This window comes from Chryseobacterium gambrini (assembly GCF_027920505.1).
Taxonomy (GTDB): Bacteria; Bacteroidota; Bacteroidia; order Flavobacteriales; family Weeksellaceae; genus Chryseobacterium; species Chryseobacterium gambrini.
The window spans coordinates 3,433,267-3,449,211 of record NZ_CP115857.1 but is presented as its reverse complement, the minus strand read 5'-3'; the positions used below and the strand labels follow the sequence as shown (position 1 = coordinate 3,449,211).

Here is a 15,945-nt window from a genome sequence, read left to right as displayed (position 1 = left end):
ATGCTAAATTGTCTATTTTTTCGTTTATACTATTTATTAATTTTTAAAATTCCTTCATGCCAACACATCCAATGTAAATAACTGTTAACCGCTTTAATTCCATCTTCATTAATCCAAGCATGATTTTCTTTTAAATATTTTTCGGATAAGTTTTGAATTTCTTTGGTTGTAAATTGTGAATGCTCAGATTTATTCCAAATAATATTGAAGGTGTCTGTTCGCATATTTTCAAATTCTTTTAAAGCTTCATCAAAGTTCTCCAGATTATTATCTTTAAAATAATTTCTCATCTTTTCTTTATCAATGAAAAGAGTGCTTGAAAACTTCTTTAAAATTTTATTCTTATCCAATATCTTTAAAGTTCAATAACTTTCTTATTAATTTTGTACACTGTTCCGACAAATTTTGCAATCAATTCTTCGTTTTGATTGGTAATTTTAATATCGTAAACAGCGGTTTTTCTGGTTTCATTGACCAAAATACTTTCTGCTCTGAAAATATCGCCTTCTTTTCCGGCTTTGGTAAAATTGATGATGCAGTTTAAAGCAACGGCTGCATCACCGGAATTGTTGGACGAAAAAGCCAGTGCAGAATCTGCAAAAGCGAACGTAACGCCTCCGTGAACCGTTTTCAGCCCGTTAATCATTTCTTTTTTAATGGGCATTTCTATTAAACAATAATTTTCTCTGACTTCAATCAGTTTAATATTCATCCATTGGGAAAAATAATCCTGATCAAACATATATTCTGCAACCTGCCTCGGATTCATTTACTCTTATTTAAATTTTTAAATCTAATCACATCTTTCCATGTGTATTCTCTGCCGTCCAAAATGAAAAAAGCTAAAAACATAAAGACGAAATAAACTATAAAACCATATATATTGATGCTTTTTTCATTGTCCCATCCCAAATAATAAAAAAGAAATTTGATGAGAGAAAAGCCGACCACAAAAATAATCGCATTCATGAATGAGCGTAAAAAGTTCTTTTTTGCGAAAATTCTTTTAAACATGGCTTAAATTTCAGATTAATGTGTTATTTCTTCATATAATTCATCAGCCAACTTGTCGTAAACCGCCATGGTTTTGCCAAGAATAATCTGATGGTATGAAAGATTTTCGGAATTTGATGGATCTTCTGTTTGAAAATTTTCATGTAAATCAATTCCAAATTCATTCGCTAATCTTTTAATCAGCTCTTTATATTTTTCATTGAATTTGCCTAATAATTCAAGTTTTTCCTGATAATCTTCAATCGAAGAAAGTTCCTGAATGATGTATTCTTTTTCAATGATAAGTCTTGTTTCCAGTTCGGCTCTGAATGATTCTATATCCATCCTAAATAATATTATTTCATCAAATCTTTTCTGTCGGGATGTTTTAAATATTGTTTACCATCTTTATCAAAACACCAGACATCTGATATCTCTCTTAGCTGAAAAAATTCAAAATCTCCCTTATGAATTTTCATTCTATTCAGTCTTCTAAGCTTTCTATTGGCTTCTAATTTATTTTTCTTTTCTGTTTCAGCAGTTGTTATTCCGGTAATCGGAGTTTTTCTTTTTGACCTACTCATAAAAATAAATTAAATTTTATTGATTGATTATCCTTTTCAAATCTTTAATCCCATTTTCATAAGATTTCTTAAAAAGAAAATTAATTACAAAATATAAAAATCCAAATGTCATTAAAAGTGGTATAAATATGGCAAAAGCTTTTACTCCAAATTCTAAAAAATTTATAATAATCGTGAAAAAAGGAAGCAAACTCCATATATAAATTAATATTTTAAATGTATTATGAAATTTTGCATCCAACCTTATTATTGTCTCACTTTCTTTCTGAACCAGCCTTCCTTCAAAAACACAAAAGATTCCTAAAGGCTTTTCTGAACTGATGATTTTGAAAAAATTCTTTTCTATATTTCCCTTGAAATATTTATCAGATCTTCTCAGTGTTAAAGAACTGATCTCAGTATTATTTTTGATATTTAATAATACTTCTTCAAGTATTTTTGAAGATTTTAATTCTTCAGATTTTTCAGGAAAAAACTTCATCTTATAATTTTCTCAACAACGGGCTTTGTCTGTATCTTTCTTCCTGATATTCTTCGTAAAGATCCTGCAAAGTTTCGGAGATTTTAGCATATCCTATTTCTTTTCCCCAAGCCAATAATCCTTTAGGATAATTTACGCCTTTCTGCATTGCAAGTTCGATATCTTCGTCATTCGCCACGCCTAATCTTTTTGCTTCTACGGCTTCGTTGATCAGCATGGAAATAATTCTCATGAATATTTGCTGATAAAGTGCATCGTCTTTCACAGGTTCCGGTTTAACGGCTCCTTCCGAATAATCGTAAAACCCTTTTCCCGTTTTTCTGCCGTGAAGTTTGGCTTCCGACATTCTTTGCTGTAGAAGAGACGGTTTGTATTTCGGATCGTAGAAATATTCGTTATAAACGGTTTTGGTTACCGAGAAATTTACGTCAACTCCGATTAAATCCATTAATTCAAAAGGTCCCATTTTAAAGTTACCTAAAGTTTTCATGGCATCATCAACCTGTTCTACCGTTGCGATGTTTTCCTCAACAATTCTCAACCCTTCTCCATAGAAAGGACGGGCAATTCTGTTCACGATAAATCCGGGAATATCTTTGGCAATAACTGGAGTTTTTCCCCAATCTTTCATCAGACTGTAGATTTTTTCCGCTAAAGATTTTTCGGTTAATAAGGATGGAATAACCTCAACTAAAGGCATCAGCGGAGCCGGATTGAAGAAGTGAATTCCGATGAAACGCTCCGGTTTCTGTAATTCCGCACCAAGAGAGGTGATGGAAATGGAAGAAGTATTGGAACCAATAACACAGCTTTCTGAAACGTGTTTCTCTAATTCTGTGAAAACTTTGGTCTTAATTTCTTTGTTTTCGATGATGGCTTCAATGATCAATTCACAATCTTTGAAGTCTTTTAATTCTGTAGCAATGGAAATATTGGCTAAAATTTCAGTCATTTTCTCTGATGAAATTTTCTGTTTATCAACCAGTTTAGTCAATGTTTTTTCCAGACCTACGGTTGCCGTTTCTACTTGTTTTGCATTAGCGTCATAAATCCAGACTTTGCATCCGTTCGTTGCGGCTACTTGTGCAATGCCGATTCCCATGGTTCCGGCACCGATAATTCCTACATTTTTCATTATGTAACAGTGTATCAATATACCAATATAACAATCATTGTCATGCTGAGCTTGTCGAAGCATCTAATTGATAAGCTGCTACATTGGTACATTGCTATATTAATTCTTATTTCCCTTTATATTCAGGTTTTCTTTTCTGTAAAAAGGCACTTACTCCTTCTTTAAAATCTTCTGTTTCTGCGGCTTTCTGTTGAAGATCGCCTTCTAATTCCAACTGCTGCTTCAGCGTATTGTCATAAGAATGTGCAAATGCCTTTTTGGTTAATTTTAAACCAACTGTAGGCATATTGGATACTCTTTCTAAAATTTCCAGTGATTTTGAGCTGAATTCTTCCTCATTGAAAACTTCAGCAACCAAACCATATGATTTAGATTCTTCCGCAGATAATTTTTTTCCGGTAAATGCTAAATAATTAGCTAATTGTCTTCCCAGTAATTTTGGTAAAAAGTAGGTTCCACCCGTATCTGGAATCAATCCGATATTGGAGAAAGCCTGAGCAAAATAAGCTTTTTCATTTGCCAGAACAAAATCGCAGATCAACGCCAACATCGCTCCGGCTCCAACTGCAGGACCATTTACCAACGCTACAACCGGTTTTTTGCAGTGGGTAATTTCCATTACCAAAGGATTGTAATAATCTGTTACAATTTTTCTGATGATATCGTTGTCATGATGTTCATTGCCCTGAACAAAAGCATCATCCAGATTCTGACCGGAACAAAAAGCTCTTCCTCTTCCGGAAATTGCCACGCATCTTACTGCAGGATCTTCACTGCATTCTTTTACAAAATCTTTCAGATCTGATAAAGACGGCTTTGTAAGCGCGTTCATGGTATCCGGCTGATTGAGATAAGCAATTTTAAGTTTTCCGTCGAAATGCGACTCAATATCGAGTTGTGTATACATAGTTTATAATTTTTTAATTTGAAAATTAGACAATTTGAAAATTTTAGTTCACCACTAATTTACTCATTTTCAAATTAGCACATTTTCAAATTGTTTAGTGACATTTAAAATAGTCAAAAGGTTCTAAACAGTCTAAACACTGATACGAAGCCTTACATAAGGTAGACCCGAATCTGCTGATCTGTTTTGAGTTCATGGAACCACAACGCGGACATTTTTTCGGTTTCCCGATATGATGCTCGTCGGCTCCTTTTTCGGGAGGGGTAATTCCGTACACCCGAAGTTTTTCTCTCGCTTCATCCGTTAACCAGTCTGTCGTCCAGATCGGAAACATTTTGGTCACCACTTTCGCTTCCCATCCGTTTTCCTTCATAATTTTGATGATGTCTTCCTCAATGGTAAACATGGCGGGACAGGCAGAATAAGTAGGCGTAATCATTACTTCGCAGGAATTCTCGCCAGTAATTTTCGCCTCTCTTACAATACCCAATTCCACGATATTAATTACCGGAATTTCCGGATCGGGAACCATTTCTAATATTTCTAAAGGATTTTTCAATCTTCTTTTTATCTAAATTTTTTAGCGCAAAGCGCGCTAGGATTTTTTTAATATACTAAATGCTTTTAAGTTTGCAAAGGCACTCTTCTCAGCAAACCAAAAAAGGATAATTTCAACAGCAGTTTAAATATGACTTTGATTAAATCCAATATGCCTAAAGATTTTCAAGCTTTAATTATTTTTTTTCTAAACACCATTAAAAGGATAAGGATGATAACATCAATTATAATTAATATTTTTCCCTGTTCTATATCTTGACATAAATTTTTCCCTGAAATTTGTGAAATGCAATCACCTGGATTATTTGTTTCATATTGCAGACTGACATTTGAATTAAAAATTCCTAAACAAAATATTGGAATTAAAATAATTAATCCTAAAATTAATTTATTAAAATATTTACCTTTCAATTTTGAAAATTTTTAGCGCAACTACATTATGATTTTTTAACCAATTATGGTTTTTAAGCTTGGAAAGGTTTTTCTCTCTGCAAATGCTATAAATAATAAGTAAACTGCAAAATTGTTATGCGGGTTTATTATCTTAAACCTCACAGGTTTTAAAAACCTGTGAGGTTTGTGTTTCTACCACGTACAACCCGGATAAGCTCTCTGCATATATTGCAATTCACAAAGGATATATCCAAAATATTCTGTGTGATATCCTGTTCTGGATTTTGGCTGCATGAAAGGATTTGTAGGATATTCTAACTGGAAATCTGCAAAATCTTTTTGGGTGATCGTTACAAATTCTTCATAAAGAGCATCGGTATTCGGAGCAATATTTAAAGCGACCAAATCATCTTCTCCTTCTGTTTTTGCAAATAAACCTTTAGTGTATTCCCAGATGTTTTCAATGGCTTTTACCAGACGGCTCTTACTTTCTTCTGTTCCCTGAGCAAAAATTTTCATCCAGGAAGCTGCATGTGTGTAATGGTATTTTACTTCTTTCAAAGATTTTTGAGCAATTGCCGCCAATTCTTCATTTGCTGAATTGGACAATGCTTCGTACATCAGTTTCTGATATACTGCAAAAACATACACTTTTAAAATGGTCTGGGCATAATCTTCATTCGGAAGTTCTGTCCAATGTGCATTCACATATTCGTGTTCATATCTTAAAAAGGCGATATCATCTTCAGATTTTCCGTCGTCTAAAAGTCTTGAAGCGTAAACGTAAAAGTTGTTCGCCTGACCAAGTTCATCCAGCGCAATATTCGTTAATGCAATATCTTCCTCCAGATAAGGACCTTCACCGCACCACGCAGACAAACGTTGTCCCATAATGAAACTGTCGTCTGCCAATTTTAATAAATAATTATATAATGGGTTCATTGTTTTAGCTTTTGGCTTTTGGCGTCTAGCTTTTGGCAAATTGCAAGCAGCTAACAGCCAATTGCTGTTTTACATATTTTTTACATCGTTCGGGATCTCGTAGAAGGTTGGGTGACGGTATAATTTGTCATCTGCCGGATCGAAAAATGCTTCTTTATCCACTCCTTCTGAAGTTACGATGTATTTACTTGGGACTACCCAAACAGAAGTTCCTTCTTTTCTTCTTGTATAAACGTCTCTTGCGTTTTGTAAAGCCATTTCTGCTGTTGGCGCCTGTACAATTCCAACATGTTTGTGGGACAATCCCGGTTTAGTCTGAATAAACACTTCCCACATATCTAAATTTGCCATAGTCAAATTTTAATTTTTATCTAAATTTTAGATTTTGAATTATTTTAAATTTTAATTTTTGAACCATTAAGGACAATTAAGTTGTTAAGAATATTAAGTTTAGCTCCGCTTTTAGATTTAAAACCAGAATGATTTATCTTAATTAAACTAAACTTCTAAATAAAATCTTAATGGTTTAAATTAAGAAATTAGTTTACCTTTTCGTTCTGCTTCTCAGCAAAAGCTGCTGCCGCTTCTTTTACCCAGGAATTTTCTCTTTGGGCTTTTCTCTTCGTTTCGATACGCTTTTTGTTGGCAGGACCATTTCCTTTTAAGATTTCCATAAATTCATCCCATGGAAGCTCTCCGAAATCGTAATGCTGTCTTTCTTCATTCCATTTCAGATCTTTATCCGGAATAGTTAATCCTAAAAATTCAGCCTGAGCAACCGTCACGTCGATGAATCTCTGACGAAGACTGTCGTTGCTTTCTCTTTTCACTCTGTAATTCATCGAAATTTTGGAGTTTGGCGAACTGTCATCATTTGGACCAAACATCATTAAAGCTTACCACCAGAAACGGTTTAACGAAGCCTGAGCCATTTCTTTCTGCTGTTTTGTACCGCGGCAAAGAGCCATTAAAATTTCATAACCCTGTCTTTGATGAAAAGATTCTTCTTTACAGATTTTCACCATCGCTCTTGAGTAAGGACCGTAAGAATTCCCCATCAACATCACCTGATTCATGATTGCTGCACCATCAACCAACCAACCGATGGCACCGATATCTGCCCAGCTTAAAGTCGGATAGTTGAAGATACTTGAATATTTTGCTTTTCCTGAAAGCATATCTTCATACGTTGCGTCTCTGTCGGCTCTGATGGTTCCATCACCTAAAGTTTCTGTCGCAGAATAAAGGTATAAACCGTGACCTGCTTCGTCCTGAACTTTCGCCAGAAGAGCCATTTTTCTTCTCAAAGAAGGTGCTCTGGAAATCCAGTTGGCTTCCGGCAGCATTCCGACAATTTCAGAATGTGCGTGCTGTGAAATCTGACGAACCAATAGTTTTCTGTAATCATCCGGCATTACATCTTTCGGTTCTACTTTATTTTCGTCGTGTACGTACTGTACAAATTTTTCTAAATCCATCTTTTTAAATTTGAAAATTAATTAATTTGAAAATTTGAGAATTAGGCAATTTGAAATTAAAACACAATCATGGCATTTTCAAATTAGCACATTGACTCATTTTCAAATTGTCTTAAACATCATAATTAAGCATCACCACGTTGGTTGTCGGGTGACACTGGCAGGTAAGAACGTAACCTCGGGCTACTTCTTCTTCGGTAAGCGCGTAGTTTTTTTCCATGAAGACTTCACCTTCTAAAACTTCGGCTTTACACGTACAACACACTCCTCCTTTACACGCAAAAGGCACAGGAAGATTGTCTTTCAATGCTTTATCTAAGATACTTTCTTTTTTTGAATTCAAATGGAACGAATATTCATCATCGTCAATGATTACTGTTACCATACTTTCGATGTTGGCAATGGCCTTGAATTCGTCGCTCATTTCCTCCGTATTTTCTTCGTCAGGAGCAGTGAAATATTCAAATAGAACCTGAATTGCCGGTACTTTTTTATCTTTCTTTAAATAATCTGCAATTCCTTTGATCATTTCAGAAGGTCCGCAAATGAAATAAGTGGCTTCTTTTACATCGATATCGGTATATCTTTCAAATAAATGTTCCAGTTTTTCAGGGGAAATTCTTCCTTCGAAAATTGGGTCTTCATGCTTTTCACGGCTTACGAGATAAACTACTTTCAATCTTCCGTTGAAATGCTCTGTCAATTTATCGATTTCAGCCTTTTTCATCACGTGATTCATGCTTCTGTTGCTGTAGAACAGGTATGCGTTGGAATTCGGCTCCTGATAAAGACTTTCTTTAATATTTGATAAAACCGGAGAAATTCCGCTTCCTGCCGCCAAACCAATGTATGTTTTTACGTTTGTCGGATGATAAGACGTGTTGAAACCGCCCATCGGAGGCATTACCTCAAGAATTTCATCCATGTGAAGATGCTCGTTGAAATAACCGGAAACTTTTCCGCCTTCCAATAATTTCACTAAAACTTCCAGCGTGTTGCTTTTTTCACTCGGCGCATTGCAAATGGAGTAAGAACGTCTTTCTTCATTTCCGTTGATCATCATTCGGAAATTAAGATACTGCCCCTGTTTGAATCTGAATTTATCTTTCAGCTCTTCAGGAATTTCAACCGCTACATTTACTGCATCGTTGGTATCTTTCTGAACTTTTACCGTTTTAAGTTTATAAAATGAATTCATTTATTTTTTAAGTATTCTGTTAATTTTTCCACCTTCGCATTTCGGAAGACTGTCCTGAGCATGAATTTTCACTTTTGTGGTAATTCCTACCCTCTTTTTTATTTCGTTTTCTATACTTTTTCCAAAGTTTCCGACAAAAATAGCATAATCGTCGGTATTTTGATTTAAATTTTTCGAAGCCAGCAATTCGTCACCAATTTCAACATCAATATCCAGTGCAACACACATTTGTTCCTTCTCAACAGGAGTTAAATAATAGTTCGGAACTACGCCTTCCACATGAGAAAATGCTTCTTCAATCTGACTTGGATAAACATTTACCCCTCTTACAATCAGCATATCATCGGCTCTTCCCAAAATCGGGCGCATTTTCACCATCGTTCTTTTACCATTTTCGTCATAGTAAAGACTTGTGATATCATTTGTCCAGTAACGCAGAAGCGGCATTGCTTTCTTCGTTAAAGTCGTAATCACCAAAACGCCTTCTTCTCCGAAAGGAACTGGCTCCTTTGTAACCGGATCGAGAATTTCGGGATAAAAATGGTCTTCCCAAATGTAAGAACCTCCTTTTTCTTCAAAATCTTCCATCGAAACACCCGGTCCTATAATTTCACTTAATCCGTAAATATTGGTTGCATGAACGCCTAATCTTTCTTCAATATGATGTCTGATTAATTCCGTCCAAGGCTCTGAACCTAAAACGGCATATTTTAAACTGATTTCTTCTGCCGTGATTCCTCTTTTTGCAAATTCATCAGCAATGGTTAAAGCGTAAGATGGCGAACAGCAGATTACTTCCGGCTGAAAATCCATAATCAGATCAACCTGTCTCGCCGTCATTCCTCCCGAAATCGGAAGAACGCTCATTCCCAGTTTTTCCGCTCCGTAATGCAATCCCAATCCGCCCGTGAAAATTCCGTAACCATATGCATTATGCAACTGCATTCCCGGTTTTGCGCCTGCTGCATTCAAAGATCTCGCCACGACTTCGCTGAATAAATCAACATCTTCTTTTGTATATCCCACCACCGTTGGTTTTCCCGTTGTTCCGCTTGAACAGTGAATTCTCTGCAGTTCATTTTTCGGAACGGTAAATAACCCGAACGGATAATTGTCTCTCAAATCCTGTTTGTATGTTATCGGAAGTTTGGTAATATCTTCAATCGACCTTATTTCCTGTGGAGATATTCCTGATTCTTTAAGTTTTCTCTTATAAAATTCCGACTTCTCCCCAAGATAGCCTACCAAATCTGCCAACCGCTCAGACTGAAGCTGTCTCAACTGATCGAGCTTAAGATATTCAACACCAAAATCCATAACTAACTAACATTTGTTAGGTGTAAATTTAAAAAGATTTTGGAACGTGACAAAATTTTTATGATTTTCGTCAGATTTTTAATGATTCTAAATAATTATGGCAAAGATTGAGGTTTAGTTTAAGCATGATTTTAATGAGGATTTTGTTATTCTGACGAAGTAAGAATAACAAAATTTAGTAGATTTCTCCTCCGTCGAAATGAAAGCTTACTGCATGAAATTTTGTTATTCAGAACGGAACAAAGTAAAGTGTGGAATATAAGCGAAGTTTTCATTATAGCTGTCGAAATTTCTACGGAATGATAATAACAATTTCAAATAATCTTAAAATAATTGTTGAGATTCTTCCTTCGTCAGAATGACAGTTAAACGGTTTATTTCTTTTGATTTCCCAGTAATCCAAAAAGAATTTTATCCCTTATTTCATCGGTGATATCCGAACCGGATTCTATATTTCTTTTGAACCAGAAGTAGGAGTTGTTTAAAGTATGGAGAATAAATCTCGTGGTAAAAGCGGGTGATCTCAATTCCCAGTTTTCAGCGGTATAAATTTCAGAAATCAACTGTTCAACTTCCTGCTGATAATTTTTTCTTAATTCGATAAATTCTGGTAATCTCTCTTCAAGATGCTTCCACTCATTGGAATAAATGTGCGTAACATCACGGTTTTTCAGAACAACCGACAAATGTTTTTCAATGAAAAGATTGAGCTTTTCCTTTGGTGGAATATTGGTATTTTTTACTTGCTGAAGTTCATCAAAAAACTCCTGCGCAATGCCGAAACAGATCCATTCCAGAATTTCTTCCTTTGAGCGGATGTGCGCATATAAAGAAGCCGCTTTGATATTCAGTCTGGTTGCCAAATCACGAACAGAGCTTCCCATGTAGCCTTTCTCCTTGAAAAGTTCCACGGCAACATCTAAAATTTTCTTCTGTTTTTCTTTAAGCTCCATTTGTAAAAACGCAAAAGTAATTATTTTGATTTTAATATTTGATTTTGAAAAGATGATTTTTAAACTAAAAATTAAAAGCTAAACACTGCATAATGCTTTTTCAAAATGATGAAATGAAAAAATTAAACTTTTTTACCACAAAAGATTTAAACACTTTAGTTTCTTAAGTTTAATACTTTAATGAAAAAAGAGCACAATAAGTTAAAAAATCAAAGATTTTTCTCTTCGCAGACTTTTGAAAAACTTTAAATAAATCCAATAAAATCTTTTGTTTCTTTTGTGGTTAAATTTAAAATGAGTTTAAAAAAACTTATTATTTAAACCATTAAGAAAATTTTAAGATGTTAAGTTTAATTGAGAAAAATCAAATAGATTCTTAATAAGCATTATTATGGAAAGCGAAGCTCATCTTAAATATTCTAAACTTCTTAATTAAAATCTTAATGATCCAATCAAAAAAACAAGGTTAGGCGTATTTTAAGATTCAACCCAATCTGACGGTTCTTCCGATAATTTTCACCTAAATTCTTCGAATCGGAAATTTTGTCTTTCCAAAATAGATTTAAAATAAAGATTTCGGAAATTTTGTCCAATATTTTTAAAAATTCAACAATAGAATACTTTTTGCGATAATGTACCTGAATTAAATGATTAAATAAAGATTAAGGGCATCAGAAATTAGAAAATCTGATTAAAAAATTAACATTTATTTGACTCTTATGGTCTGAAATCTGATGTCTAAAATCTAAAATTGGAAACTAAAAATTAAAGAATCAAAAATATACAAAATATGAATTTAAATCAATATACCGTAAAATCTCAGGAAGCGATTCAGGCTGCACAACAGGTGGCAATGGAATTTGGCAACCAACAGATCGAACCTCAACATTTACTGGAAGGAATTTTTCAGGTAGATGAAAATATATCGCCTTTCTTATTAAAAAAATCTGAAGCAGATGCAGCGTTGGTAAGAGAGCGAAACCGCGAAAATTTAGAGAAACTCCCTAAAGTACAGGGGGGCAATATTTACCTTTCACAATCAGCAAATAAAGTTTTGCTTGATGCGCCTAACATTGCTAAAAAAATGGGCGACGAATATGTAACGATTGAACACTTATGGCTTTCCTTATTGGAAACCAATTCTGAAGTTTCGAAAATGCTGAAAGATATGGGTGTTACCAAGAGTCTTCTGGAAGGGGGAATTAAAGAATTAAGAAAAGGCTCGAAAGCCACTTCTGCAAGTTCGGAAGAAACGTATCAGTCTTTAAATAAATACGCTAAAAACTTCAACGAATTAGCAGCGGAAGGGAAATTAGATCCTGTGATTGGTCGTGACGAGGAAATCCGAAGAGTGTTGCAGATTCTTTCCAGAAGAACAAAAAACAACCCGATCCTGATTGGTGAACCCGGCGTTGGTAAAACGGCGATCGCGGAAGGAATTGCCCACAGAATTATCAGCGGTGACGTTCCTGAAAACCTGATGGACAAAACCTTATATTCTCTGGATATGGGCGCTTTGATTGCTTATGCAAAATACAAAGGTGAGTTTGAAGAGCGTCTGAAATCCGTAGTGAATGAAGTTATTAAATCGGAAGGACAGATTATTCTTTTCATTGATGAAATCCACACTTTGGTAGGCGCAGGAGGCGGTGAAGGTGCAATGGACGCCGCGAATATCCTTAAACCAGCTTTAGCAAGAGGAGAATTAAGAGCGATTGGAGCAACGACTTTAAATGAATATCAGAAGTATTTTGAAAAAGATAAAGCCTTAGAAAGACGTTTCCAGAAAGTAATGGTGGAAGAACCGGATACAGAATCCGCAATTTCTATTCTTCGTGGAATTAAAGACAAGTATGAAGCGCACCACAAAGTAAGAATTAAAGATGAAGCGATTATTGCGGCGGTAGAAATGTCTCAGAGATATATTTCAGACCGATTTTTACCGGATAAAGCGATTGATTTAATTGATGAAGCTTCGGCTAAATTGAGAATGGAAATCAACTCCAAACCGGAAGAGCTGGACGTTTTAGACAGAAAATTAATGCAGATGGAAATTGAACTGGCTGCCATTTCAAGAGAAGGTAACCAGACGAAAATCGATCATTTAAAAGAAGATATTGCGAAGATTTCTGAACAGAGAAATGAAATTAACGCCAAATGGCTGAAAGAAAAGCAAAAATCTGAAGATTTAACGCAGATTAAAAAAGATATAGAATCTCTGAAATTAGAGGCAGAAAGAGCTTCAAGAGCAGGAGATTACGCAAAAGTAGCGGAAATCCAATACGGAAAACTTCGTGAAAAAGAAGAAGAGCTGAAAAAGCTTGAAATCGAAATGCAAAATCATCAGAATGAGTTAATTAAAGAAGAAGTAACTTCTGAAAACATCTCTGAAGTGATTGCCAAATGGACCGGAATTCCCGTTACGAAGCTGCTTCAGTCTGAAAGAGAAAAGTTATTGAATCTGGAAACCGAACTTCATCACAGAGTAGTTGGACAGGACGAGGCGATTACCGCCGTTGCGGATGCGATCCGAAGAAACAGAGCGGGATTGAGTGATGATAAAAAACCAATCGGGTCATTCTTATTCCTGGGAACCACCGGAGTCGGAAAAACTGAGCTGGCAAAAGCCTTGGCGGAGTTTTTATTTGATGACGAAAATAATATGACGAGAATTGATATGAGTGAATATCAGGAGCGTCACAGTGTTTCGAGATTAGTGGGTGCTCCTCCGGGATATGTGGGTTATGATGAAGGCGGACAATTGACGGAAGCCGTGAGAAGAAGACCGTATTCTGTGGTTCTTTTGGATGAAATTGAAAAAGCGCATCCTGATGTTTTCAACACATTGTTACAGGTTTTAGACGACGGAAGACTAACAGATAACAAAGGAAGAGTGGTGAATTTCAAAAATTCGATCATTATTATGACTTCGAATTTAGGTTCGCACCTTATTCAGGAAAATTTTGAACATATTACTGATGAAAATCAGGATGAGATTGTTGACAAAACAAAAGATGAGGTCTTTGATTTATTGAAACAGACGTTACGTCCGGAATTCTTAAACAGAATTGATGAGGTTGTATTATTCCAGCCTTTAAGAAAAAAGGAAATCGGAAAAATCGTTACCTACCAACTGAGAGGATTTAATGAAATGCTTTCGAAACGAAATATCATTATGACGGCAACTCAGGATGCTGTAGATTATCTGATGAATAAAGGGTATGATCCTGCGTTCGGAGCAAGACCTCTGAAAAGAGTCATTCAGCAGGAAGTTCTCAACAAATTATCAAGAGAGATTCTGGCAGGAACGGTAAATGATGGAGACAGAATCACTTTGGATTATTTCGAAGAGACAGGTCTGGTTTTCAGACCGACAGATTTATAAGTAGTTTTTTTCATATATATTATTTTTGAAGAATTTCCGCAGACCAAAAAATCTGCGGAAATTTTATTTGTAATATATCAGATGTGAAATAGACAAATCTCATTGTTGCCGAAGTGACAATCTATTTTATATCCACCAATTCTACATCAAAAATAATAGTCGCTCCCGCAGGAATTGGTCCGGCACCATTATCTCCGTAAGCCAGCTCTGAAGGAATGTAAAATCTGTATTTAGATCCTTTGCTCATCAACTGGATACCTTCTGTCCATCCTTTGATTACTGCGCCCAGATTAATGTCCATTGGTGCGCCTCCGTTTTTGTCTGTAGAGTCGAAAACAGTTCCATCCAGAAGCTTTCCGGTATATTTTACCTGTACAACATCTGAGGCTTTTGGTTTTGTTTTACCATCACCATCCTGCAAGACTTCATACTGTAAACCTGAAGCCGTGGTCTTCACTTTAGGATTGCTTTTATTTTTGGCAAGAAAATCCAGACCTTTTTTCTTATTTTCATCTGCCTGTACGCCTGCTGCAGCCTGCTTTTTTTCATGTTGCTTCTGCATAAACTCCTGCATAAAAGCTTCCATTTCTTCAGTAAGCATCAGCTTTTTCCCTCCATTCATTTCTTCTTTAATAGCCTGAGCCAAAAGATCTGCATCAACTTTGAAGCCTTCCTGTTTCATGTTTTGGGCAATACTCAGACCTATATAATAAGAAGCTTTCTGATCATCCGTGTATTTGCCATCCACTGCGTTCTCATCTTTCTTAGCGCATGAAACACTAAATATTGCTATGCAAAATAATGCGATAGTCTGTCTATTCATTTGATAATTTTATTGTTTATGATTAACGAATTTAAAATCGCTGCAAATCTATCCAAAATCTTTATCATTTTAATTAAAATTTACAATCCGTAAAAACCCCATAAATAATCAGGAAAAAACCGTGTCGTATTCCCCTGAAATTTTACGAGATTTGCAATACCAACTAACCTTACACCTTTTAAAACTAGCTTTATGGAAACAAAACCAAATTTAGACAACTTAGAATTTGAATCTGCCGAATCAATTTCTAATCCCAACACCCTTCATTGCGATTTGATCAGAACTCTTGTAGAGAACTACAGAAAAAATCAGTTGGCGTGTATAAACCAAAATTTAGGATTTGATGATGCCCATTCCATTCATTTTGATCTGGCTACGCTGAAAAAATTTATTTCAGACATTGAAAATGAAGCATTGAAAAACGATTCCCGCGTTACAGATCAGGATTTGGGAATACGATTTTATTATGCGGCTTATCCTAAAGAGCAGGACTGGAACATCATGTCGGGAACTCCGATCGGAACAGAATATGCACAAAGGCACACTTTAGTTTTGGTTCCTACCATGAAACAGGAAGATGAAAACGGAGAAAAACTCTGCTATGATTTCAATCCTTTAAGCGCAAGCGGAAGCGGTGAGTTTTTGGCGATGGCTTCGGCAAGAAATTCCGGTTTGGAGGGAGATATTATTTGCCAGAATCATGGTTCTCTGAACCCTCCAAATGCTCTTAAAGTTGAAACATTTTAGTAAATAAAAAATTATTGAAAATAATTTGAACACGATGACCGAACTGGAAAC

Annotated in this window: 17 protein-coding genes and 1 pseudogene; 2 read left to right on the top strand and 16 right to left on the bottom strand. The window is 35.4% G+C overall.

The window, feature by feature from the left end; genetic code table 11:
* Positions 1 to 29: 29 nt before the first annotated feature.
* The 15 genes and pseudogenes from PFY09_RS15865 to PFY09_RS15795 form a co-directional block, all read right to left on the bottom strand.
* Positions 30 to 350 (bottom strand): hypothetical protein, encoded by a 321-nt coding sequence (locus tag PFY09_RS15865; protein ID WP_271160330.1) that lies wholly within the window; start codon positions 348 to 350, stop codon positions 30 to 32.
* A 5-nt stretch (positions 351 to 355) separates the two neighbouring features.
* Positions 356 to 769 carry a PaaI family thioesterase gene (locus PFY09_RS15860; RefSeq protein WP_271160329.1) on the bottom strand — a complete coding sequence of 138 codons (414 nt, stop codon included), beginning with the start codon at positions 767 to 769 and terminating at the stop codon, positions 356 to 358.
* Positions 770 to 1,029: 260 nt separating this feature from the next.
* The gene (locus PFY09_RS15855; protein WP_271160328.1) at positions 1,030 to 1,338 is read right to left on the bottom strand and encodes a hypothetical protein; all 309 of its coding nucleotides are present in this window, start codon (positions 1,336 to 1,338) and stop codon (positions 1,030 to 1,032) included.
* Positions 1,339 to 1,349: 11 nt separating this feature from the next.
* Entirely contained in the window at positions 1,350 to 1,577 is a 228-nt protein-coding gene (locus tag PFY09_RS15850) for a hypothetical protein (RefSeq protein WP_076395160.1), read from the bottom strand.
* Between the two features lie 16 nt (positions 1,578 to 1,593).
* Positions 1,594 to 2,058 (bottom strand): hypothetical protein, encoded by a 465-nt coding sequence (locus PFY09_RS15845; RefSeq protein ID WP_271160327.1) that lies wholly within the window; start codon positions 2,056 to 2,058, stop codon positions 1,594 to 1,596.
* 1 nt (position 2,059) lies between these two features.
* Entirely contained in the window at positions 2,060 to 3,193 is a 1,134-nt protein-coding gene (locus PFY09_RS15840) for a 3-hydroxyacyl-CoA dehydrogenase NAD-binding domain-containing protein (RefSeq protein WP_271160326.1), read from the bottom strand.
* A 106-nt stretch (positions 3,194 to 3,299) separates the two neighbouring features.
* Positions 3,300 to 4,100: an enoyl-CoA hydratase-related protein gene (locus PFY09_RS15835; protein ID WP_076395152.1), complete on the bottom strand. Its 801-nt coding sequence runs from the start codon at positions 4,098 to 4,100 to the stop codon at positions 3,300 to 3,302.
* 94 nt (positions 4,101 to 4,194) lie between these two features.
* Entirely contained in the window at positions 4,195 to 4,632 is a 438-nt protein-coding gene (paaD, locus tag PFY09_RS15830; RefSeq protein ID WP_408640190.1) for a 1,2-phenylacetyl-CoA epoxidase subunit PaaD, read from the bottom strand.
* A 191-nt stretch (positions 4,633 to 4,823) separates the two neighbouring features.
* Positions 4,824 to 5,069 (bottom strand): hypothetical protein, encoded by a 246-nt coding sequence (locus PFY09_RS15825; protein ID WP_271160324.1) that lies wholly within the window; start codon positions 5,067 to 5,069, stop codon positions 4,824 to 4,826.
* 174 nt (positions 5,070 to 5,243) lie between these two features.
* Positions 5,244 to 5,993, bottom strand: a complete 750-nt coding sequence (gene paaC / locus PFY09_RS15820; protein ID WP_050377076.1) for a 1,2-phenylacetyl-CoA epoxidase subunit PaaC — start codon at positions 5,991 to 5,993, stop codon at positions 5,244 to 5,246.
* A gap of 69 nt (positions 5,994 to 6,062) precedes the next feature.
* Positions 6,063 to 6,344 carry a 1,2-phenylacetyl-CoA epoxidase subunit PaaB gene (gene paaB, locus PFY09_RS15815; protein ID WP_002981782.1) on the bottom strand — a complete coding sequence of 94 codons (282 nt, stop codon included), beginning with the start codon at positions 6,342 to 6,344 and terminating at the stop codon, positions 6,063 to 6,065.
* A gap of 188 nt (positions 6,345 to 6,532) precedes the next feature.
* Positions 6,533 to 7,471: pseudogene (paaA, locus tag PFY09_RS15810) on the bottom strand (1,2-phenylacetyl-CoA epoxidase subunit PaaA).
* 112 nt (positions 7,472 to 7,583) lie between these two features.
* A complete protein-coding gene (locus tag PFY09_RS15805; RefSeq protein ID WP_271160323.1) occupies positions 7,584 to 8,669 on the bottom strand; it encodes a 2Fe-2S iron-sulfur cluster-binding protein in 1,086 nt (361 codons plus the stop codon).
* Positions 8,670 to 9,986: a phenylacetate--CoA ligase family protein gene (locus PFY09_RS15800; RefSeq protein WP_271160322.1), complete on the bottom strand. Its 1,317-nt coding sequence runs from the start codon at positions 9,984 to 9,986 to the stop codon at positions 8,670 to 8,672.
* A gap of 374 nt (positions 9,987 to 10,360) precedes the next feature.
* Entirely contained in the window at positions 10,361 to 10,939 is a 579-nt protein-coding gene (locus PFY09_RS15795; protein WP_235132944.1) for a TetR/AcrR family transcriptional regulator, read from the bottom strand.
* A 790-nt stretch (positions 10,940 to 11,729) separates the two neighbouring features.
* Between PFY09_RS15795 and clpB the strand changes: the two genes are divergently transcribed.
* A complete protein-coding gene (gene clpB, locus PFY09_RS15790; RefSeq protein ID WP_271160321.1) occupies positions 11,730 to 14,324 on the top strand; it encodes an ATP-dependent chaperone ClpB in 2,595 nt (864 codons plus the stop codon).
* 121 nt (positions 14,325 to 14,445) lie between these two features.
* On the opposite strand, the gene PFY09_RS15785 is transcribed toward clpB, so the two are convergent.
* Positions 14,446 to 15,147 (bottom strand): FKBP-type peptidyl-prolyl cis-trans isomerase, encoded by a 702-nt coding sequence (locus PFY09_RS15785; protein ID WP_271160320.1) that lies wholly within the window; start codon positions 15,145 to 15,147, stop codon positions 14,446 to 14,448.
* A gap of 192 nt (positions 15,148 to 15,339) precedes the next feature.
* Between PFY09_RS15785 and PFY09_RS15780 the strand changes: the two genes are divergently transcribed.
* Positions 15,340 to 15,894: a hypothetical protein gene (locus PFY09_RS15780; RefSeq protein WP_271160319.1), complete on the top strand. Its 555-nt coding sequence runs from the start codon at positions 15,340 to 15,342 to the stop codon at positions 15,892 to 15,894.
* The last annotated feature ends 51 nt before the right edge of the window (positions 15,895 to 15,945 follow it).